The organism is Neisseria subflava (assembly GCF_003044935.1).
Classification (GTDB): domain Bacteria; phylum Pseudomonadota; class Gammaproteobacteria; order Burkholderiales; family Neisseriaceae; genus Neisseria; species Neisseria subflava_E.
The window spans coordinates 115,340-136,785 of record NZ_POXP01000001.1 but is presented as its reverse complement, the minus strand read 5'-3'; the positions used below and the strand labels follow the sequence as shown (position 1 = coordinate 136,785).

Below are 21,446 nucleotides of genomic sequence, written 5' to 3'. Positions count from 1 at the left end.
AATGATTCTGTTTTCTGTAAACCTTTTTTCACACCCCTTATTACAAAGGAGTTCGTATGTTACGTTTTTCTGCTTTGGTTGCCGTATCCGCCCTGATGCTTGCCGCTTGCTCACAATCCGGCGATTCCCAACCATCTACTTCCTCCTCTCAAACTTCTACTCAAAAAACAACTGCCGCCGGCTCTGCCTGCCGCAGCATGGGTGAAGGCCATAAAGTCAATGGCAAAGGTCAAAACGACATTTATATGTGTAAAGTCGATGTAGCTTTGAACTCTGCCGAAGCCAAATCCGCTTTAGATCCTAGCATCCGTGTTCACTACGGCAGCACATCCGGAGCGACTTTGACTTCCCGTCAAATCTCCAACTCAGTCGGCAAAACCCCTGATGAAACCTGCCAACGCGCATTCCTGAGCGCGGTTAAACGCTTCCAAAGCACTGCACTTCGTAAAAAAGCCAAATCCGTTCACCTGGTTAGCTACTTTGACAAAGTAACCAAAGGCGGTAACGAGTACGAATGCCACATCGCTACATTCAACAGCCGTGTGGTTTTGAAAGGCAGCTTCCACTAAGCAATGTCAAAAATGCCGGACTTCAATATGAAGTTTGGCATTTTTCTATTTTATGGATACAACACCCCTTCACTGCCTACTGGCCGATCCGTCTTTTGCCGTCTGCTACGACCATGCGTCTCTAAACACAGCCGATTCACAACGTTTGGCTGCCACGCCGCAACTGGCGCAGCGTCAAGACTGGCAAGTCAGCCGCGCATTAAAACAGAAAACCGATTTACCGGCTGTATCGCTGAGCCACAGCCAAGGCTTTGCCGCTTTATTGTGTGCGCCTCAGCCCTTAACAGCCGGAGTCGATATCGAATTTATCCGCCCGCGTGATTTCAAAGCGCTATCGGCTTTGGTCTACACACAGGAAGAACAAGACTACTTGGAAACGGTAAACTGGCCGTCTGAAACGTTTTACCGATTATGGTGTTTCAAAGAAGCATTGATTAAAGCGGCGAATTTGGATTTCCCGTCAGACATGAAATCGGTCGGCTATGTTTTCGATTCAGGACAACCCGTCGGTTTACGCACTGGAAAGCAAACCGATTGGCACGGCACAAGCGCAATTTTGGCGGATACGATGGCACTTTCCTGCGTTTGGAAGGAAAAAGCCGTCACTCTGCAATGGCAGTTTTTCGGTTCGCTCAAACCCAATGATTTAACCGACCGGCAAACTATCTAACAACTGACAAAATAATAATAATCTGATTTAATTTACTGCACTTTTACTTATTCCACACACCAACAGCAGCATTTGCAAAAGGCCGTCTGAACGATGAATCTTCGCCTCCTAAACCGCCTCTATACTGCCCTTATCCTGTTTCTGACCCTGTTTTTGGTTTATGCCTTTGCTTCACAAGCGCGCATCCAAACCGACTTGACCGCATTGTTGCCAAGCGAGCAGCAACACGATGCCTTACTGACGGTCGCGGATAAAGCCGCAGAAGCGCAGCTCAATTCGCAAGTCATTTTGCTTGCCGGCAGTACCGATGCCGAAACTGCTTTTCAGACGGCCTCACAAATTGCCGATGCATGGCGCAAAAGTGGCGTATTTGAACAAGTCGATAGCAGCATGACGCCGAATTTGGACAAAGTACGTGTGGATATGCAAAAACTGAGTTTGGCAGTTTTGCCCCAAGACGAAATACGCCTGTTGTTTGAGCAGCCGCAAGCCTATTTTCAAGCGCGTGCAGAAGCCGCGGCCAATCCGTTTGCAGCCCCCTCGCCTTTGTCTTTAGAACAAGACTGGCTGGGCTTCGGACGCTTTGTTGCCGACAAGGCCAATCCGCAAAGCCGTTTACAGTGGGACATGGACAACGGCATGCTGTTTGCCGAAGACAAAGGCAAAACTTGGGTATTCTTGCGCGGACGGCTTGCCGGCGGCGATCAATTTTCCGGCAACGACGCCCTCTTACCGCTGATGGCGCAAAGCCGTCAAATCGCTTCGGAAAACGGCGCGGAAACCTTAAGCGCAGGTGGCGCATTGTTCGCCGCCGTATCCAAAGCAGCCGCAGAAAAAGAAAGTCGGCTGATGAGCATAGTCGGACTTGGGCTGACCTTTGCGCTGCTGTTGTGGGTCTTCCGCAGCGGCCGGGTATTTTTGCTGTCATTGCCGCTGGCAGCCGGTATGTTGACCGGATTGGCAGTTGCTTTATTGGTGTTCGGCGAAGTGCATATCCTGACCATCGTCATCGGCACCAGCCTGGTGGGTATGTTGGTGGATTTCCCGTTGCACTGGCTTGCTCCGTCGGTATTCGGACCGTCTGAAAAGACCGTTTGGCAGGCTGATTCAGCAATGAAACATGTCTTGCCGAGTTTTGCCGTCAGCCTGACGATTACCGTCTTGGGCTACGCGCTGCTGTGGTTTACCCCTTTGCCTGTACTGCGCCAAACCGCGGTATTTTCAGGCTTTGCCTTATTTGGCGCGTTTGGTGCCACCGTTTTATGGCTGCCGCCGCTGTTTCGCCACTACCGTGCCAAAACCGTGCCTTTTGCCGCATTAACCGAAAAGCTCTATTCCTTGTCAGGCCGTCTGAAAAATCGCCTGCACAAACGCGGCTGGTTAATCGTGGGCGGAGTTTTGCTGGCAGTCGGACTGTGGCGCAGCGACTGGCGTGACGACATCCGTCAATGGGTCAATATGCCGACCGCGATGTTGACCGAGGTACAACAAATCGGCCAGTTGAGCGGCACGGATTTTGGCGGCAAATATTTGGTGGCCGAAGCACAAAGCGAAGATGCCCTGTTGAAGAAAACTGCCGAACTCGGCCGCGCCCTGCAACCCTTAATTGCGCAAGGCAAACTGTCCGGCATCCAATCGCCCGACCAATTCATCCTGCCGACAACGGAACAGCAAAAACTCCAAAACCGCCTGCGCGAATTGACCAAGTTGCCTGATAGCTGGAAACCGCTCACAGAAATCGGTATTCCGCGCAAAACCGTGCGCGATGCCCTGCTGCAAGCTGCCGATACGCAATCATTGTCGCTTTCAGACGGCCTGAATACCGATTTGGCAGAGGCTTGGCGTTCCTTGTATTTGGGCGAAGTAGAACCAGGCCGTTTTGCTGCCGTCGTGCGTTTGAACGGCATGACCGATGAAGCCGCCGTACGTGCCGTGGCGCAACACGTCTCCGGCGTACATTGGGCAGACAAGCGCGCCCACTTAAACGAGCTTTTCCACCACACGCGCAATCAGACCGCATGGTTGAAACTGGCTTCCTATGCGTTGGCATGGCTGCTTTTGTGGAAAATGTTTGGTTTCAAACGCGGCAGCAAAATTCTTGCCGTGCCGCTGGCCGCCGCCATCTGTACCGTTGCCGTACTCGGTTTGGCCGGCATTCCCGTCAGCCTGTTTGCCATGTTCGGCCTGCTTCTAGTGTCCGCCATCGGCGTGGACTATGCCGTCTATGCCGCCACCGCACATCACAGCGCGCCGGCAAAATTAGGCGGTATGCTGCTTGCCGCTGCGACAACAGCCATTTCCTTTGCCCTGCTCGCCATCAGCAGCACGCCCGCTGTTGCCGCGTTCGGCATGACGGTTACCATCGGTGTGGCATTCAATATTTGGCTGGCAGGCACATTGTTGAAAAATTAGACACAAGATGAAGACGATTGAAATTGAAGCGATATTTTGTTTCGACTTCTATCGTCACGTTGTAAGAGGCCGTCTGAAAAACTTCAGACGCTAGTTTAAACATTTTTTTATCATTAAAATCAAAGGTATTTTCAAATGTCTGTAGAATTTGACGTTGCCGTTATCGGCGCAGGCCCTTCAGGTTCGGTTGCTTCCGCTTTGCTGAACAAACAAGGCTTTAAAGTTTGCGTATTGGAAAAACAACATTTCCCGCGCTTTGTCATCGGCGAAAGCCTGTTGCCGCATTGCATGGAAATGTTGGAAGAAGCCGGTTTTGCCGATGCAGTGCATGCCGAACCCAGCTTTCAATTTAAAGACGGTGCTGCGTTTTCATGGGGCAGCCGTTACACAGATTTCAACTTTACTGAAAAATTTTCAGACGGCCCCGGCACCATTTATCAAGTGCGCCGTGGCATCTTCGACAAAATCCTGATTGATGAAGCAGCAAAACAAGGCGTCGATGTCCGCTTCGGACATGGCGTAACCGCGTTTGACAACAGCGGCGATGTGGCACGTTTGAGCATTGCGACCGATACAGGCGAAAACTATGAACTGACCGCCAAATTTGTTTTGGATGCCAGCGGTTACGGCCGCGTCCTGCCTCGCCTTTTGGGCTTGGAAAGCCCGTCCGATCTGCCTCCGCGCCAAGCCCACTTCACGCATATCGACGACAACATCACCAGCCCGAAATTCGACCGCAACAAAATCCTGATCAACACGCATCCTGAACATCGCGATGTCTGGATTTGGCTGATTCCTTTCGGCGACAACCGCTGCTCCATCGGCGTTGTCGGCACGCCCGACAAACTGGCCGGCGAATCAGAAGCCGTGTTGAAAAAATTTGTGTACGAATGCCCGATGCTGGCGGAAATTTTGGATAAAGCCGTTTGGGAAAACGACTTCCCATTCCGCTCTATCCAAGGCTACTCCGCCAACGTAAAAACCTTATACGGCAAACATTTCGCCCTTTTGGGCAACGCCGCCGAATTCCTCGACCCAGTCTTCTCCTCCGGTGTAACCATTGCCCTGCACTCTGCCAAACTGGCTGCCGATTTGTTGGGCAAACAGCTCAAAGGCGAAGCCGTCGATTGGCAAACCGAATTTGCCGACCAACTGATGATCGGCGTGAACGCATTCCGCACTTATGTAAACGGCTGGTACGATTTCCGCTTCCAAAACGCCATCTATGCGCCCAACCGCAGCCCTGAAATCAGCCGCATGATTTCATCTATTCTGGCAGGCTACGCTTGGGACACGAACAATCCATTCGTGGAAAAATCCGAGCAACGCTTGTCCACACTTGCCGCATTGGTGGGCGATTTGAAGGTAGAATAATGACGAATGCCTTTCAGACGGCCAAGCCTGAGAACAGAACAGGCCGTCTGAAACTTCATCCACACCATTAAATATTTTGACCGATAGATAAAACCTTATGCGATTTATCCCTTTGCTTGCCGCACTGCTGCTTTCCGCATGCGCAACTTCGCTCCCCCATCCGCAAACGCTGCTGCCGCTTTCTAAAGAAGGCCAATGGTTCAAACTCGAGCAGACTAATGCGGCAGGGCAAACCGTTCAAACCAATCTCTTGGCAGTCGAGCCTCATTCAGACGGCATCCGCTTTGTCCAAACCGATGCACTGGGTGCGCCAGTATCGCGTCAATCGGTCAACACCAAAGGCTGGAAAAATGATGGTTTTGTGATGCCCAATGCCAGTTCGCGCCGATTGTTTGCCGCCTTGTTGCCGCTTTTGGCCGCCGAACAAGCCACTACACTTTACCCTGAAGCCCGCCAACAAAACGCCACCCATCAAGGCTTCTGCCCTGACGGCAAAGGCGCGGTGTTCAGCTACCGCGAGCGTGATTTGTGGTGTGTCGCCCACCATTCCGAACAATTCCTCATCGGCTTCCCCGACCAAACTTTCTGGACGGTCAGCCCGATTGCAGAAGACTAATTCATGAATACTCCTGTTTATCTCAGCCGCCCGGCACTGACCAGCGCATTGGGCAGCGGCTTGCAAGTTCATGCCGATTCCTTACTCACGCCGTCTGAAAACACGCCCCTGACTTTTTCAGACCAATGGGTAAAAGGCAAAACGCATGCTTTCGGTGCAGTCAAAGAAACCCTGATGCCTCTGCCCGACAGCATTCCCGAAGCGCATCGCAGCCGCAACAACCAGCTTATCCTGCACGCGCTTTCGCAAATAGACGGACTGATTCAGACGGCCATTGCCCGTTACGGCAAAGAAAGGATTGCTGTCGTTACCGGTACGTCAACTAGTGGCGCAGATGAAAATATCCCTGTGTTCCAACACGTTGTCGAAGGCGGTGAATGGACAGATGTTCCATTCAAGCAGCTGCAACACACCATGGCTTCGCCCTCCGAATTTATCGCCCAAGTGTACGGTTTGGACGGCTTGCGCTATACCGTCTCCACCGCCTGCACTTCCGGCGCACGCGCCCTCATCAGCGCAGCCCGGCTGCTTCGTGCGGGATTGTGTGATGTCGTAATTTGCGGCGGCGCGGATACACTTTCTCCGCTGACGATTAATGGTTTTGCCTCTTTGGAAGTACTTTCAGACGGCATCGCCAAGCCTTTTTCCGCCAACCGCAACGGCATCAATATCGGCGAAGCGGCCGCATTTTTCGTGATGACGCGCGATGCAGATTTTGACGGTGAAATGCAATTGTTGGGCTATGGTGCAAGCAGTGATGCCTACCATATGTCTTCGCCCCGCCCCGACGGTTTGGGTGCAGCCCAATCCTTTCAGGCTGCTTTGGATAAAGCCGGTTTGAAAGCAGAAGACATCGGCTGGATCAATCTGCACGGCACCGGCACTCAACACAACGACAGCATGGAAAGCCGAGCCGTTGCCGAAGTGTTTGGTTGCCATACCCTTTGCACTTCAACCAAGCCGTCCACCGGTCATACCTTAGGCGCAGCCGGTGCGATTGAAGCCGCGTTTGCTTGGTTGATGGCCAACCACCAATACAATCCGGAAGGCAAACTGCCGCCGCAACAATGGGACAACATACCCGATTCCGAGCTGCCCAACATTGCTTTGACCGACGAAAACAGCCGCTGGTCGTCTGAAAAACGCATTGCCGCCAGCTCATCATTCGCTTTCGGCGGCAGCAATGCCGTTTTGATTATCGGATAAGTCCTTATATTTAGGCTGTCTTTTCAGACGGCCTTTTTCTTTTCCGCAACTTAAAAAACAATAACATCAAAACAACAACCAAATCCGCCGAAATATGCCATAATAGGCTTAGCACATTTCTTCTCGCGATGTGCCCGAAAAGAAAAACTTAACCTACATAGAGAATAATCCCATGACTAAATCCACCATTATCTATACCTACACCGACGAAGCTCCTGCATTGGCCACTCAATCCCTGTTGCCAATCGTGCAGGCGTTTACCCGCCACGCCGATATTGATGTCAAAACCAGCGACATCTCTCTCTCCGGCCGTATTTTGGCGGCGTTTCCAGAATACCTGACCGAAGCGCAACGCGTACCTGATGCGCTTGCCGAATTGGGCGAACTGGTGAAACAACCCGATGCAAACGTAATCAAACTGCCGAACATCAGCGCATCCGTACCTCAACTGACTGCCGCGATTAAAGAATTGCAGTCTAAAGGCTTTGCCGTTCCCGACTATCCTGCCGACCCTCAAACCAATGAAGAAAAAGCCGTACGCGAACGCTACGACCGCATCAAAGGCAGCGCAGTAAACCCTGTCCTGCGTGAAGGCAACTCCGATCGTCGCGCGCCTAAAGCAGTGAAAAACTTTGCGAAAAAACATCCGCACAGCATGGGCGCATGGACCAAAGACTCCAAAACCCACGTTGCCACCATGCAAAGCGGCGACTTTTTCCATAACGAACAATCCGTTACCATACCTGAAGCAACTTCCGTATCCATCGTGTTCACCGACAAACAAGGCAACAAAAAAGAGCTGCGCGAGCCTGTTGTCCTGAAAGCCGGCGAAATCATCGACGCGACCGTGATGAGCAAAAAAGCCCTGCTCGCCTTCCTTGCCGAACAAGTGAAAGACGCAAAAGCTAAAGGCGTATTGTTCTCGCTGCACATGAAAGCCACCATGATGAAAGTGTCCGACCCGATTATCTTCGGACACGCCGTCAAAGTATTCTTTGCGCCTGTATTTGAAAAATTCGGCGACAAACTGGCTGCCGCCGGCGTCAACGTCAACAACGGCTTCGGCAACCTGCTTGCCAATCTGGACAAACTGGATGCGGACACCCGCGCAGCCGTTGAAGCTGAAATCGCCGCCGTTTACGCAGCCAACCCTGATTTGGCGATGGTTGATTCCGACAAAGGCATCACCAACCTGCACGTTCCTAGCGATGTCATCGTCGATGCTTCTATGCCTGCGATGATTCGTAATTCCGGTCGTATGTGGGATAAAGACGGCAAAGCGCAAGACACCAAAGCCGTCATTCCTGACAGCAGCTATGCTGGTGTTTACCAAGCAACCATCGACTTCTGCCGCGAACACGGCGCGTTTGACCCGACAACCATGGGTACCGTTCCTAACGTCGGCCTGATGGCGCAAGCAGCCGAAGAATACGGTTCGCACAACAAAACTTTCGAAATCGAAGCTGACGGCCAAGTTCAAGTCATTGATGCAGCAGGTAATGTCCTGATGCAACACGACGTTGAAGCCGGCGACATCTGGCGTATGTGCCAAACCAAAGACGCTCCAGTTAAAGACTGGGTACAACTCGCCGTCAACCGCGCCCGTCTGAGCAATACACCAGCCGTGTTCTGGCTCGATGAAAACCGTCCACACGACAAGAGCCTGCTCGCCAAGGTTAAAGCTTACCTTGCCGAACTGGATACAAACGGCCTCGACATCCGCGTCCTCGCTCCTGAAGAAGCCGCTAAATTCAGCTTAGGCCGTCTGAAAAACGGCGAAGACACCATCTCCGTAACCGGTAACGTCCTGCGTGACTACCTGACCGACTTGTTCCCAATTTTGGAACTGGGTACCAGTGCGAAAATGCTGTCTATCGTTCCATTGATGAATGGCGGCGGTATGTTTGAAACCGGCGCGGGTGGTTCTGCACCGAAACATGTTCAACAATTCCTCGAAGAAAACCACTTACGTTGGGACTCTTTGGGCGAATTCCTCGCACTCGCCGTATCGTTTGAACATCTGGCGCAAAAAACCGGCAATACCAAAGCCCAAGTCCTCGCCGACACTTTGGATGCAGCCACCGAAAAACTGCTGTTGAACGACAAATCGCCTAAACGCAAAGCAGGCGAACTCGACAACCGCGGCAGCCATTTCTACCTTACCCTCTACTGGGCGCAAGAATTGGCAGCGCAAGACAAAGATGCCGAACTGAAAGCCGCATTTGCGCCATTGGCAGCCGCTTTGACTGCCGACGAAGCCAAAATCGTTGAAGAACTCTCTGCCGTACAAGGCAAAGCGGTCGACATCGGCGGCTACTACGCAGCCAATCCTGAAAAAGCTGCACAAGCAATGCGTCCGAGCGCAACCTTTAATCAGGCCTTGTCAGCCTTATAATTAAAGCAATTAAAGGCCGTCTGAACTTTCAGACGGCCTCAAACCTTATGGAAACACAATGAAAAAAACCATTCTTTCTCTTACTCTCCTCATCAGCGCTCCGGCTTTATGGGCATTTTCCCCTGCCGAATTGGCACAAACCCTGCAAAAACCGCAAAACGTGCAAGGCAATTTTGTCCAACAACGCCAGCTCAAATCCCTCAGCAAACCCATGACCACCAGCGGCAGCTTTACCCTTGTGCCACAAAAAGGCCTGCTCTGGAAAATGCAAAAACCATTTGAAACTACCCTGCGCGTTCGTTCAGACGGCATCATGCAATGGAACGGCAGCCAATGGGTCAACCCAAATGCCAGCAAGCTCAACGGCCAAAGCCGCCAAATCAAACTCTTCCTCGACCTTTTGGGCGGCAATACCCAAGGTTTGGAAAAACAATTTGATTTGAAATTAAACGGCAACGAGAAAAAATGGACGTTGACCCTGACCCCGAAAACCGCCATTACCCGCCAAATCTTCAACCGTATCGAAATCAACGGCGATACGCTAGTACGAAAAATCGAATTGGACGAAAAACAAGGCGACAAAACCATCATGCAGTTCAACCAAATCCAAACCGATAAAGCTCTGGACAGCTTCAGCCGTACCGCCCTCTAAATTGTCTATTCCAACAAAAGGCCGTCTGAAAATAGATTTCAGACGGCCTTTTATATTAATCGGCTGAAGGCTACTGCCCTTTTCTTTCCGCCTTTCTGGCTTCGCGAATGGCTTTAAGTTCGGCCTCTTTCTGTCTGGCTTTTTTCAGCCAAGTTTCCCATTGATTTGGCGTTTCCAGCGTGATTCTGCCGATTTTGCCTTCGCGGAAATCAGTCAGGATATTTTCAGCGGCCTTTTGGTAGTTGACCCGTCCGCCGCTCAAAACCGCACCGCGTTTTTTGGCAATCCACTCAAGCCAAGAAGTATCGTCCCAATGGCTGCTTGGATCTTTGTCGGCCTGATAGCGCTCTTGCAACAGGGCCAGATAATGGCGGCGGAGGTAATCCAAAAGCTCAAGTGCCACTTCTTCTTCATCCAGCGCGTTGCGTCCAACTGCACCGCCAGCTGCAAGGTTGTAACCGCCTTCTTCAACGATAATTTTCGGCCACAACATACCGGGGGTATCGTACAGCCAGAAATCGTCGGCAAGGAAAAGGCGCTGTTCGGCTTTGGTAATACCGGGTTCGTTGCCGGTTTTGGCAGATTTTTTGCCGATCATGCCGTTAATCAAGGTGGATTTGCCAACGTTGGGGATACCGCAAATCAGGACACGCAGCGGCTTCTCGATACCTTGGCGATGCGGAATCATGGCACGGCAGGCTTGGGTAATTTTGCCATGTGCGCCGGTTTCGGAAGAATCAAGCGCAATGGCACGGGTATCTTGGCGGCTGTTGTAGTGTTCGAGCCAAACTTTGGTACGCTCGGGATCGGCAAGATCTTGCTTGTTTAAAATTTTCAGTTTGGGCTTGCCTTTGGACAACTGGGCAAGCAAAGGGTTTTCGCTGGAAGCAGGCATACGCGCGTCCAGCATCTCAATCACCATATCAACGCTTTTAATGCGTTCGGCGATGGCTTTTTTTGCCTTGTTCATGTGGCCGGGAAACCATTGGATAGCCATGTCTTTTTATTCTTTCTATTCGTATCTGAGGCCGTCTGAAAAATCATTGTTTTTCAGACGGCCTCGGTATTGGGATAATCGGTCAATCAGGATTTAGAGGTTGCCATGTTCATAGCTGTAATAACCTGCTTCATCCATACATTGCTCAAACGTTTTGGATGTATTGCCACGTTTGGTTCCATTTTGAACTTGTGATTTGCAGGTATTGATTTGGCGGGAAACTTCAGCTTCGCTCGCACCGGTACGGTGCCAACGGTAAGCAGTAACAGGCTCTGTTGCACAGGCGGTCAAGATAAGCAGAGATAATGCGGTCAGACTGATTTTTTTCATGGTTTCTTCCTTTGAGGCCGTCTGAAACGGCAAGTTAGCGTCCTGCCAAGCTTTGTGCCTGACGATGGCGGACAAGGAGTTCGTAACGGCCTTTGAGGCGTTCGGCCAGTTTTTCCACAACATAAACGGAGCGGTGCTGACCGCCGGTACAACCGATGGCAATCGTTACATAACTGCGGCTCTCTTGTTGCAGGCGCGGCAACCAGCGGCTAATAAAATGGTCGATGTCATCAACCATTTCTTGAGCCAACGGCTGCTGGCCCAAATAATCTTGAATAGGCTTATCCATGCCGGTAAAGGGGCGCAATTCCGGATCGTAATACGGATTGGGCAAGCTGCGCATATCAAACATAAAGTCGGCATTGTTGGGAACGCCGTATTTGAAACCAAAGGATTCAAGAATGACCAGCAAACCGACACGTTCAATATTGAGCCATTGTTGCACGGCATAACGCAGCTGCTGTGCGTTCATTTTGGACGTATCGATGCAATATGCGATGTCTCTAAGCGGAAAGAGCCATTCGCGTTCTTTTTGCAGGCTTTCCAACAAGGTCAGATTATGGCCGGACAAAGGATGGCCGCGGCGGGTTTCTGAGAAGCGGCGAACCAACACGCCCTCTTCTGCTTCAATAAAGAGGACTTCGACTTGATGCCCTTCATTACGCAAATATTGGATTTGCTCTTGCGCTTCCTGAATATTGATACCGGAACGGATGTCAACGCTGACACCGAGTTTGGTTTCATCGGCACGTTCGATATGGAGCGAGACCAACGACGGAAGCATTTCCAAAGGAAGGTTATCGACACAGTAATAGCCCAAATCTTCAAGCTGCTTGAGGGCTACGGATTTTCCTGAGCCGGATAAGCCGCTAATCAGGACGATTTTCATGGTTTTGTTCGTTTTCTTTGAGTTGTGTTTGATGGCGTTCGAGGAATTCTTTGGTGCTGTCCTTACCGCGCAATTGAAGGATGTAATTGCGCACTGCAGCTTCAACCAATACTGCTAAGTTTCGACCGATTGCAACAGGCAGGGTAACGGAACGGATGCTGACGTTGAGGATAGATTCAGTTTCGGTACGGATGCTCAATCGATCGAGTTGTTTCATGTATCCGTCGTCGGCCGGAACCAAATTGATAATCAGCTGGAGGATTTTTTTCGGACGGATGGAGGTTTCGCCAAAAATATGGCGGATATTGAGTATGCCCAAGCCACGTACTTCGAGGAAATCACGCAGCATCGGCGGGCAACGACCTTCCAGCATTTCTGGACCGGTACGGAAAAGTTCGACTGCATCATCGGCAATCAGGCTGTGGCCGCGCGAAATCAGCTCCAATGCCAATTCACTCTTACCCAAGCCGGATTGCCCGGTAATGAGTACGCCCACTTCAAATACATCCAAAAATACGCCGTGCTTGATGGTGGAAGTCGCCAATGTGCGTTGCAGATAAATCCGCAAAACGTCCATCAAGTGCGGGCTTTCCTGTTTGGAAGTCAGCAGAGGGATACTGTTGGTATGGCAATAATCGCGTAATTTGGGCGAAACCGGCAAACCGTTGGCGACGATGACCAAAGACATGGGGATGTCGAAAAGCTCACCGAAATCATAGTTAAGTTCGCCCGATTCCAGACGGCGTAAATATTCGGCTTCGGCTACGCCGACAACTTGAATTTGGTTGGGATGGATAAAGTTTAAGTGGCCGACCAAGGCCAAGACGGGTTTATCGGCTTCGACACCGATACGGTTGTCCGCGCCGGAATTGCCGGCAGCCCAAGCGAGTTCGAGTTTGTGCTGATTGTCGGAAAACAGGCGGCGGACGGATATGCTGGGCATGAATTACTCTTCGCTCAGGAGTGTGCGTACTTCTTCGGCAGAAGTCGCGGCCATCAACGCTTCACGGATGGCTTTTTGAGAGAATCTGCCGGCCAGTTTGGACAAGACTTCCAAATGTTCGCCGGTAGCGTTTTCAGGCACAAGCAGAATGAAAATCAGGGAAACGGGTTTACCGTCAGGCGCATCAAAGGCAACCGGCTCTTTGGTGCGGATAAACGCACCGGTGGCTTTTTTCACGCATGCGTGACGACCGTGAGGAATCGCCACCCCCTGCCCCAAACCGGTCGAACCAAGTTTTTCACGGGCAAACAGGCAGTCGAACACATTGGTATTCGGTAATTCTGCTTCATTCTCCAGCAGCTGTGCAGCCTCTTCAAACAGACGCTTTTTGCTGCTGACTTCCAAATCCAAAACGATATGGGACAAAGGTAAAATTTCGCCGATCAGGCTCATGTGTATCTCTTTTAAATGTCGCAAAACAATGGGATTGTACCGATTGTCGGTGCAAATCTCAATCCTGAAGGCGTAATTTACACTCGCCCTGCTAACATTTTCCATGTTGTTTTTGATATTTTTTAACGAGCTAAAAATAATCCAACTGTTTGCTTATATTGAATTTAAAGTAAAAATTCTATCATTAGACAAACTATGATTCAAATAAAAAGGGGTATGTCCGGCATACCCCTTTTCCCTTCCTTTTCAGACGGCCTCAACCTAGTTTTTTAAAACAATTTGGAAACCAAAAACAACCAGAAATAATGGCAGACCAATCCGCAAAACCACGCCAAGCCGATGCGGTTGTTGGCCAAAAACGTTTGGAAGCACAACTGACGGTCGCGCGTACGGATGGCCGCATATTGTTGGCACTGCCAATACGCGGTTATCGGCAATACCAGCCAATACGGCCAAGTTGCGCCGATTTTGATACCCAACACTACCATCAATACCGTAAACCAAAAATGGCAAAGCATGGTTGCGCTAATGTCGTGTTCGCCAAATGTGATTGCCGAAGTTTTAATGCCGATTTTCAAATCATCTTCTTTGTCCGCCATGGCATAAATCGTGTCGTAAGCCAGCGTCCATAAGGCATTGGCGGTAAACATCAGCCATGCTTCGGGAGGCACTCGGCCTTGCACGGCGGCAAAGGCCATGGGAATGCCGAACGAAAATGCCAGCCCCAAATAAAACTGCGGCAATGGGAAAAAGCGTTTGGTAAAAGGATATGTAACGGCCAGGAACAAGGCCGGAAGGCTCATCAGCCAAGTAAAACGGTTGAGCGGTACCAAGCATAAAGCGGCCATCAGACACAGCATGACAGTCAAAAGCAGCGCTTCAGTTTTGGAAACCAAGCCTTTGGCAAACGGGCGGTTTTTGGTGCGCTCTACTGCACCGTCAAAATTGCGGTCGGCAAAGTCATTCACGACGCAACCTGCGCTGCGCATCAGAAATGTACCTGCGGTAAAGGCAATAAAAATATCCGCGTCGGGAACACCTTTAGACGCAATCCACAATGCCCAATAAGTCGGCCACAGCAAAAGCAGGGTGCCGATGGGTTTGTCGATGCGCATCAGTTTGGCGTATATCACCATCCGTCCGACAGCGTAACGCGGTAAAAATTGTAGGAAAAAGCGCCGTATGTTCATTGGTGTAATGTGTCGTTGTATATGTATTGATGCTGAATGAAAGGCATTTTAGAGCCTTAGCTCTTATTATAATTTATTGCCGTCTAAAATCAAACAAATCTTAACAATTTAATTTATTGTATTATAACAGAATTATGACAAACATCGGTAATCGGTTTTATTTTCAGACAGCCTTATCGGTATAAATCCATTAATTTCAATAAGAAATATTCTGTTAATTCCAATGTTTCGCCGTTCCAATCGAAATACGAGCGGCGCGCGGTAACAGGCCGTCTGAAAGATGGATGGTCGGAATCTTCAAAACGAAGAAACTCAAAATCCGAACGTTTCAACGGCAATGTACCGTCAAACAGGCGCTCGCCCAAAGGCTGCGTTCCGCAATCCAATAATTCTGTCCATAGACGGCTATCCGGTCTGCACGCGCTTCTAGCTTGTATCACTGTTTCGCCGTCCAGTTTCAGCAAAACATCGCGCACAAAGATTTCGTCTCCGTTTTCTGCTCCCTTCGTCAAACCCAAATACACGGGCTCGACTGAAAAATCCTTGCCTGATGCGCGCAGAGCGGCGGTTAGCGAAGAAACAGTCAGTAGATGTTCGGCCTTAGACGGCAAAAGACTTGAAGCTTCGGCATGTGAACAAAGCGTGCCACGCGGTATATCAAGCTCCATCTGACACCCCTGTCTTGGCCAACTCCTGCCATTTGGCTTCGGGAAACTCATCTTTCAGACGGCCTTTAAGATATTCCAAAGTATCGCCGGCAACGGTTTCATCTTTGCTGTCGTGAATATGGTTGAAAATCAGGCTGTACAGGCTGATGCCGTATTGTTTGAGCGCGGTGAAGCTGAGCAGGGTGTGGTTGATACTGCCGAGCCGTCCGCTGGTAACGAGGATGACGGGATAATCTTGTTGCTGAATATAATCAATGGTTAATAGATTTTCCGTCAGCGGAACCATCAATCCACCCGCGCCTTCGACCAAGACGATTTCGTATTGCGTCGCCAACTCTTGAGTGGTGGTACGGATTTTGTCCAAATCCAAAGCCCTGCCGCCAAGACGGGCGGCGAGATGGGGCGAGGCGGGATAGCTGAAGATTTCGGGCATGGTCAGCCCTTGCTTGTCGGCTTCCTGCATGGGTATGCCCATGATTTTACGGTGGACGGCGATGTCTTCAGCGATGTCTTGGCAACCAGTTTGCACAGGCTTTTGCGTGATTACGCTTTTGCCTTGCTGCAATAATTGTTTTGCCAACATGCCGGTGGCGACGGTTTTGCCAATGTCCGTATCAATGCCGCTGACGAAGTAAACGCCTTTCATTTGTTGTGTTCCTTCAAAATGTGCACGGTTTTGTCGGCAAGTTCGGTTAAGAGGCCGTCTGAAATAATGTAAGGCGGCATGAGGTACACCAGCCTGCCGAATGGACGCACCCAAATGCCCTGCATCACGCAATCCGCTTGAAAACGCGCCATATCCACACCTTTTTCCAGCTCGATCACCCCGATAGCACCCAAAACGCGCACGTCTTTCACGCCGCGAATGTCCCATGCAGCTTTCAAACGGCCTTTTAAGATGCTTTCGATGCGGCGGATATTTGCCTGCCAATCTTGGGACAAAAGCAGTTTGACCGAAGCGCAGGCAACGGCACACGCCAGCGGGTTTGCCATAAATGTCGGGCCGTGCATGAACACACCCGCTTCGCCGCGCGAAATTGTTTCGGTAACTTTTTGCGAAGTGATTGCCGCCGCCAGCGTCATATAGCCGCCGCTCAAGCCCTTGCCGATACACATAATATCCGGCACGACCTCCGCGTGTTCGCAGGCAAACATCTTGCCCGTGCGCCCGAATCCGGTGGCAATTTCGTCAAAAATCAACACGATATCAAATTCGTCGCATAAATCGCGCAATCCGCGAAGATATTGCGGATGATAAAAATACATGCCGCCCGCGCCCTGCACGACCGGTTCCAAAATAAAGGCGGCAATATCCGCATGATGTGCTTCAAACAAGGCGCGGACAGGCTGCAAATCCGCCCCGTCCCATTCATCGTCGAAACGGCTTTTCGGATTATCGACAAAATAACGCTGCGGCAGAGCGCTGCCGAAAATATGGTGCATCCCCGTTTCCGGATCGCAGACCGACATCGCGTTCCAAGTATCGCCGTGATACCCGCGCCGTACCGTCGTAATATTCTGCTTCGCGGTCAAACCCCGCGCCTGCTGGTATTGCACTGCCATCTTCAACGCGACTTCCACCGAAACCGAACCCGAATCCGCATAAAAAATACGGTCCAGCCCCTGCGGCAAAATCCCGACCAACAATTTGCCTAGCTCCACCGCAGGCTCATGCGTCAAACCGCCGAACATCACATGCGACATCTGCTTAATCTGCGCCTCAACCGCCTGATTCAAAACGGGATGATTGTAGCCGTGTATCGCACACCACCAAGACGACATCCCGTCAATCAGCCGCGTGCCGTCCGCCAATTCGATGTGTACACCTTCCGCTCGGCGCACCGGATAAACAGGCAATGGGTCGGTCATGGAAGTATAGGGATGGAGCAGATGGGTACGGTCGAAATCGAGCAGGGAGGAATGTTCAGACATGTTGAAAACAATGGTTTGATCAGTTTCATTATTATATAACATATTTACCTTTTCAGACGGCACGTCTTCCGTACTGCATCAACGCCAATCCGCTCACCGCCGCCAAACAGCCGACAACCAAGGAAACATGCAATGCCTCGCCCAAAAACCAAGCGGAACACAAAATGCCGAATACCGGCACCAAAGTGATGTACGCCGCCGCGCTGCCGGCACCCAAAGTCTTCACGCCTTCAAAATACCACGCATAGCTCAAGACCGTTGCCCCGACAGACAACCCAATCAAAGCAAACCAGCCCCTGCCGTCCATTTCGGCAAGCATACCAAACGGCAGGCCGTCTGAAATCAGCGCAGGCGGCAGCAACATCATTGCACCCAGCCAAGCGGTAGCCACGGTGACCGTCAGCGCATCAATCCCCTGCAACACCGCCCTACCTATCATCGTATAAGTAACCAAGCAGCAAAGGCTGAAAAACACCAGCACTTCGCCCCACCCTATGCCGCCGCCCGACAAAAATGCCGCAATCTCGCCATGCGTGACCGCCCATATCGAACCTGCCACTGCCAACAACATGCCCGACACAATCTTGCCGTTGAGCTTCTCGCCAAACAGCAAAGCCGCAAAAAACATCGTCAACACAGGATTGAACGTGACCAACACCGTCGCCCTTGAAGCAGGAATCCGCTGCAAACCCAGCATAGACAACACAGTAAAACCAAATACGCCGAATGCCGCCGCCAGTGCCAATCCAAGCCATTGTTTGCGCGACAAAACTGCCAAAGTACGCAATCGATACCGTGCAAACAGCCAGCCCAAAAGCAAGATTGCCGCCGTCAAAAAGCGCAGCATACCGCCCGTTAAAGGCGGCAACGCCTGTCCCAGCATCCGCCCCATCGGCCAAGATGCGCCCCAAAACGCCGCCATGCCCAATAGTTTTAGATGGATTGCTAAATGTTTCATGGTGATGGATAACTTGAATAATCGGTTTAGAAAGCGTACAAGCTCGGTTTGGAAGGATAAATTTCCTTAGCCGCCGATACTTAATAGAGTTTGCGCGGATAAAATACTACGCTAATCATTACGGAAACAAAGGCCGTCTGAAAGACTGAAATCCAGCTTTTTCAGACGGCCTTTGCTGCTCAATCAATAAGGCTTACAACTCAATGCCTTTGAGTTTCGCCACGGTATTAATGTCTTTATCGCCACGACCAGAGAGGTTGACCAAAATCACTTGGTCTTTGCTCATTTTAGGCGCGTTTTTCACCGCCCAAGCAACGGCATGGCTGGACTCCAGCGCAGGAATAATGCCCTCAAAACGGCAGAGCAAATCAAAGGCTTCAAGTGCTTCGTCGTCTTTGGCAACGGTGTATTCCACACGGTTGATGTCGTTCAAATGGCTGTGTTCCGGGCCGATGCCTGGGTAGTCCAATCCTGCGGAAACAGAGTGCGTACCCAAAACTTGGCCGTTTTCGTCCTGCATCAAATAGCTGCGGAAACCGTGCAATACGCCGATAGGGGCTTTGCTGGTAATCGGTGCGGCGTGATCGGGCGTATCCACACCCAAACCGCCTGCTTCTACGCCGACCAAACGTACGTTTTCTTCTTCGATATAGGGATGGAACAAACCGATGGCGTTCGAGCCGCCGCCTACGCAGGCAACGGCAACATCAGGTTGGCGGCCGATGGCTTCCAACATTTGCTCTTTGGCTTCATTGCCGATCACGCATTGGAAATCGCGTACCATTTCAGGATACGGCGCAGGGCCTGCGGCAGTGCCGATGATGTAGAACGTATCATCCACACGCGCCACCCATTCGCGCATGGCTTCGTTCATCGCGTCTTTCAATGTACGGCTGCCGCTGTCAACACTGACCACGTTCGCACCAAGCAGCTTCATACGGAACACATTGGGCATTTGACGTTGGATATCGTCCGCGCCCATGTACACATCGCAAGTCATGCCGAAGCGTGCGGCGACGGTGGCAGAAGCCACGCCGTGCTGACCCGCGCCGGTTTCGGCAATCACGCGTTTTTTACCCATGCGGCGGGCGAGCAATGCCTGACCGATGGTGTTGTTCACTTTGTGTGCGCCGGTGTGGTTCAAATCTTCACGCTTCAGCCAGATTTGCGCGCCGCCCAAATGCTCGGACAATCGCGCGGCATGGTAAACAGGGCTGGGTCGGCCGACATAGTGTTTCAAATCATGGCGGAACTCTTCCCAAAATGAAGGATCTTCTTTCGCTGCTTTATAGGCTTCTGCCAATTCTTGCAAAGCAGGAATCAGGGTTTCGGAAACGTACAGGCCGCCGTGTTCGCCGAAAAAGCCGTTCTCGTCGGGAGCGTGATAATTTTTCATGGGATTTTTCCTTGTTCGTTTTATGGTTTCAGACGGCCTGATTCAGTAAAAGGCCGTCTGAAAGTAAAAATTGTCAGCAATTATAGCTGTTTTCCATTCATCTTGTCGGCAACTAATTGAATAATAATATCAGCAGACAAAATAGGAACAACAGCGTACAGCTCGATGTTGCAATCAATGCCGTACCCAACGGCGGCGCAATATATTTTTCTTTGTTTTTGTTTCTCATGCATAGTTTTAATACCAACATCCCCAGCCACAGCGCCAGCAACCAACAACCCAAAAAGTTAAGCACAAGCAAAGCAATAATCAACTCATTGGTATTTATAGTGCTTACGTTCAAAAATATCCAATTAAGGCCGTTAACAGACATAATGACTGCAGATATTTGTATCACATACAAAAGCGTTCCGCCCAACAATACCTTGATATGCCATTGTTTGGCCTTCAGCCACACTGAGACGACATTAAAAAGCCACCACAAAGCCATAAACGTCATTAAAGAAATTTCATAACGGTCCATCGCCTTACTCCTGAAAAACAGTCAATCCAGCCGTTTCAAAAAAAGCCCGATACGCCGCCGCTTTTTTCGCCAAACTCAAAGGATAGGCACGCGAAGTCGAGGGCAGGCGCGTCAGGGTTAACTCACGTCCAGCATAGGGGAACAGTACTGTTTCACCGGTCTTCGGCATTTTCATGCCGCTGCCTTGAATCTCCAACAAAACTTCGGTTGCCTTGCCGCCAGTGGTGCAAAGATGGCGGCACTCGGGCATTTGTGCCAATACTGCCGCTAAATCGACGGTTTCTATCACTTTTAAAAACTTATCCGAAGCATTACCATGTTCGCGTATTGCCTTCAACACGGTCGGACAGGATGCAATCCCCTTCTCACTCAAAAACGCTTTGATTTTATCGGCATCAAACGCCTTTTCGCCCTGCTTTTGAAAATGCGTCGCATCACCAAAAAACACCAACCCATACACACGCCACATATCGTTTTGAAAATTCGGATAATGAAACTGCATCGCGTGTTTTTCTTCTTTAGGCGGAAACGTCCCCATCATCATGACTGTTGCCTGCGGTGGCAACAAGGCTGCAAAGGGGTGGGACTCGACGATTGGCTCTTGCATATCTGTATTCCGGTTGTTTTTCATTCAAACAAAATTTCAGACGGCCTTTACTGCCTGAATAAACGCCGCCATTTTATCCCTGCTCTTAACCCCACCGGAGATTTCTACGCCGCCGGACACATCTACCGCCGCAGCGCCACTGATTTTTACCGCTTCGGCAACGTTTTCCGCAGTCAATCCTCCGGCAAGTATCCACGGTTTGCCGATATTGCCGTGCAACATGGTCCAATCGAAACTTTGTCCCGTACCGCCGTATTCGGTCGGATGATAAGCATCAAACAGCAAGGCGCGGGCATTCGGAAATTTGGCACAGGCCGTCTGAATATCGGCAGCTGACTGTACACGCACGGCCTTCAAATACGGGCGGTCAAACCGACGGCAAAAATCATCGTCTTCATCGCCGTGAAACTGAATCACATCTATCGGCACCTGACACAAAATCTTACGGATGGTTTGCTCGTTTTCATTCACAAACAAGGCCACCACCGATACAAACGGCGGCAGGTTTTTCACAACCGCCTGCGCCTGCTCAATATTCACTGCCCGTTTGCTCTTGGCGTAAAACACCAGCCCGATGGCATCCGCGCCCAATTCGGCCGCGGCCAGCGCGTCTTCAGGTCGGGTAATACCGCAAATTTTGGTGCGTATGGTGTTCATGGGGATTGC

General features: G+C 50.8%; 22 protein-coding genes. 8 read left to right on the top strand and 14 right to left on the bottom strand.

What is annotated here, in order from left to right; genetic code table 11:
• Window positions 1-56 precede the first annotated feature (56 nt).
• The 8 genes from DBY95_RS00650 to DBY95_RS00615 all read left to right on the top strand — a co-directional run bounded on the left by DBY95_RS00650 (window position 57) and on the right by DBY95_RS00615 (window position 9,894).
• Entirely contained in the window at window positions 57-569 is a 513-nt protein-coding gene (locus tag DBY95_RS00650) for a hypothetical protein (RefSeq protein WP_234394562.1), read from the top strand.
• A gap of 52 nt (window positions 570-621) precedes the next feature.
• Entirely contained in the window at window positions 622-1,239 is a 618-nt protein-coding gene (locus DBY95_RS00645; protein WP_107723020.1) for a 4'-phosphopantetheinyl transferase family protein, read from the top strand.
• A 93-nt stretch (window positions 1,240-1,332) separates the two neighbouring features.
• A complete protein-coding gene (locus tag DBY95_RS00640; RefSeq protein WP_107723019.1) occupies window positions 1,333-3,651 on the top strand; it encodes an MMPL family transporter in 2,319 nt (772 codons plus the stop codon).
• A gap of 135 nt (window positions 3,652-3,786) precedes the next feature.
• A complete protein-coding gene (locus DBY95_RS00635; protein WP_107723018.1) occupies window positions 3,787-5,025 on the top strand; it encodes an NAD(P)/FAD-dependent oxidoreductase in 1,239 nt (412 codons plus the stop codon).
• Window positions 5,026-5,122: 97 nt separating this feature from the next.
• Window positions 5,123-5,641 (top strand): hypothetical protein, encoded by a 519-nt coding sequence (locus DBY95_RS00630; protein WP_107723017.1) that lies wholly within the window; start codon window positions 5,123-5,125, stop codon window positions 5,639-5,641.
• Between the two features lie 3 nt (window positions 5,642-5,644).
• The gene (locus DBY95_RS00625; protein WP_107723016.1) at window positions 5,645-6,847 is read left to right on the top strand and encodes a beta-ketoacyl-ACP synthase; all 1,203 of its coding nucleotides are present in this window, start codon (window positions 5,645-5,647) and stop codon (window positions 6,845-6,847) included.
• A 172-nt stretch (window positions 6,848-7,019) separates the two neighbouring features.
• Window positions 7,020-9,242 (top strand): NADP-dependent isocitrate dehydrogenase, encoded by a 2,223-nt coding sequence (locus DBY95_RS00620; protein WP_107723015.1) that lies wholly within the window; start codon window positions 7,020-7,022, stop codon window positions 9,240-9,242.
• A gap of 58 nt (window positions 9,243-9,300) precedes the next feature.
• A complete protein-coding gene (locus DBY95_RS00615) occupies window positions 9,301-9,894 on the top strand; it encodes a LolA family protein (protein WP_004520070.1) in 594 nt (197 codons plus the stop codon).
• Window positions 9,895-9,964: 70 nt separating this feature from the next.
• On the opposite strand, the gene ylqF is transcribed toward DBY95_RS00615, so the two are convergent.
• From ylqF to DBY95_RS00545, 14 genes are all read right to left on the bottom strand, one after another.
• On the bottom strand, window positions 9,965-10,891 hold the full coding sequence (gene ylqF / locus DBY95_RS00610) for a ribosome biogenesis GTPase YlqF (RefSeq protein WP_107723014.1): 927 nt from the start codon (window positions 10,889-10,891) through the stop codon (window positions 9,965-9,967).
• 93 nt (window positions 10,892-10,984) lie between these two features.
• Window positions 10,985-11,221, bottom strand: coding sequence for a lipoprotein (locus DBY95_RS00605; RefSeq protein WP_003684875.1), 237 nt, complete (start codon window positions 11,219-11,221; stop codon window positions 10,985-10,987).
• A 34-nt stretch (window positions 11,222-11,255) separates the two neighbouring features.
• The gene (rapZ, locus tag DBY95_RS00600) at window positions 11,256-12,110 is read right to left on the bottom strand and encodes an RNase adapter RapZ (protein ID WP_063068857.1); all 855 of its coding nucleotides are present in this window, start codon (window positions 12,108-12,110) and stop codon (window positions 11,256-11,258) included.
• A complete protein-coding gene (hprK, locus tag DBY95_RS00595) occupies window positions 12,091-13,053 on the bottom strand; it encodes an HPr(Ser) kinase/phosphatase (protein ID WP_004520066.1) in 963 nt (320 codons plus the stop codon). The genes rapZ and hprK overlap by 20 nt, the downstream gene beginning before the upstream one ends.
• 3 nt (window positions 13,054-13,056) lie before the next feature.
• Complete coding sequence (gene ptsN / locus DBY95_RS00590) at window positions 13,057-13,506, bottom strand: PTS IIA-like nitrogen regulatory protein PtsN (protein WP_003680500.1); 450 nt, start codon at window positions 13,504-13,506, stop codon at window positions 13,057-13,059.
• Window positions 13,507-13,775: 269 nt separating this feature from the next.
• Window positions 13,776-14,696: a 4-hydroxybenzoate octaprenyltransferase gene (gene ubiA, locus DBY95_RS00585; RefSeq protein WP_107723013.1), complete on the bottom strand. Its 921-nt coding sequence runs from the start codon at window positions 14,694-14,696 to the stop codon at window positions 13,776-13,778.
• A gap of 173 nt (window positions 14,697-14,869) precedes the next feature.
• Complete coding sequence (locus DBY95_RS00580; protein ID WP_107723012.1) at window positions 14,870-15,364, bottom strand: chorismate--pyruvate lyase family protein; 495 nt, start codon at window positions 15,362-15,364, stop codon at window positions 14,870-14,872.
• Window positions 15,354-16,010: a dethiobiotin synthase gene (gene bioD / locus DBY95_RS00575; protein ID WP_107723011.1), complete on the bottom strand. Its 657-nt coding sequence runs from the start codon at window positions 16,008-16,010 to the stop codon at window positions 15,354-15,356. The genes DBY95_RS00580 and bioD overlap by 11 nt, the downstream gene beginning before the upstream one ends.
• Window positions 16,007-17,296 (bottom strand): adenosylmethionine--8-amino-7-oxononanoate transaminase, encoded by a 1,290-nt coding sequence (bioA, locus tag DBY95_RS00570; RefSeq protein WP_107723653.1) that lies wholly within the window; start codon window positions 17,294-17,296, stop codon window positions 16,007-16,009. The genes bioD and bioA overlap by 4 nt, the downstream gene beginning before the upstream one ends.
• 52 nt (window positions 17,297-17,348) lie before the next feature.
• Entirely contained in the window at window positions 17,349-18,254 is a 906-nt protein-coding gene (locus tag DBY95_RS00565; RefSeq protein WP_107723010.1) for a DMT family transporter, read from the bottom strand.
• A gap of 193 nt (window positions 18,255-18,447) precedes the next feature.
• The gene (trpB, locus tag DBY95_RS00560) at window positions 18,448-19,650 is read right to left on the bottom strand and encodes a tryptophan synthase subunit beta (RefSeq protein ID WP_049322854.1); all 1,203 of its coding nucleotides are present in this window, start codon (window positions 19,648-19,650) and stop codon (window positions 18,448-18,450) included.
• A gap of 112 nt (window positions 19,651-19,762) precedes the next feature.
• Entirely contained in the window at window positions 19,763-20,173 is a 411-nt protein-coding gene (locus tag DBY95_RS00555) for a hypothetical protein (protein ID WP_107723009.1), read from the bottom strand.
• Window positions 20,174-20,177: 4 nt separating this feature from the next.
• Window positions 20,178-20,780 (bottom strand): DNA glycosylase, encoded by a 603-nt coding sequence (locus tag DBY95_RS00550; RefSeq protein ID WP_107723652.1) that lies wholly within the window; start codon window positions 20,778-20,780, stop codon window positions 20,178-20,180.
• A 36-nt stretch (window positions 20,781-20,816) separates the two neighbouring features.
• Window positions 20,817-21,437, bottom strand: coding sequence for a phosphoribosylanthranilate isomerase (locus DBY95_RS00545; RefSeq protein ID WP_107723008.1), 621 nt, complete (start codon window positions 21,435-21,437; stop codon window positions 20,817-20,819).
• Window positions 21,438-21,446 lie beyond the last annotated feature (9 nt).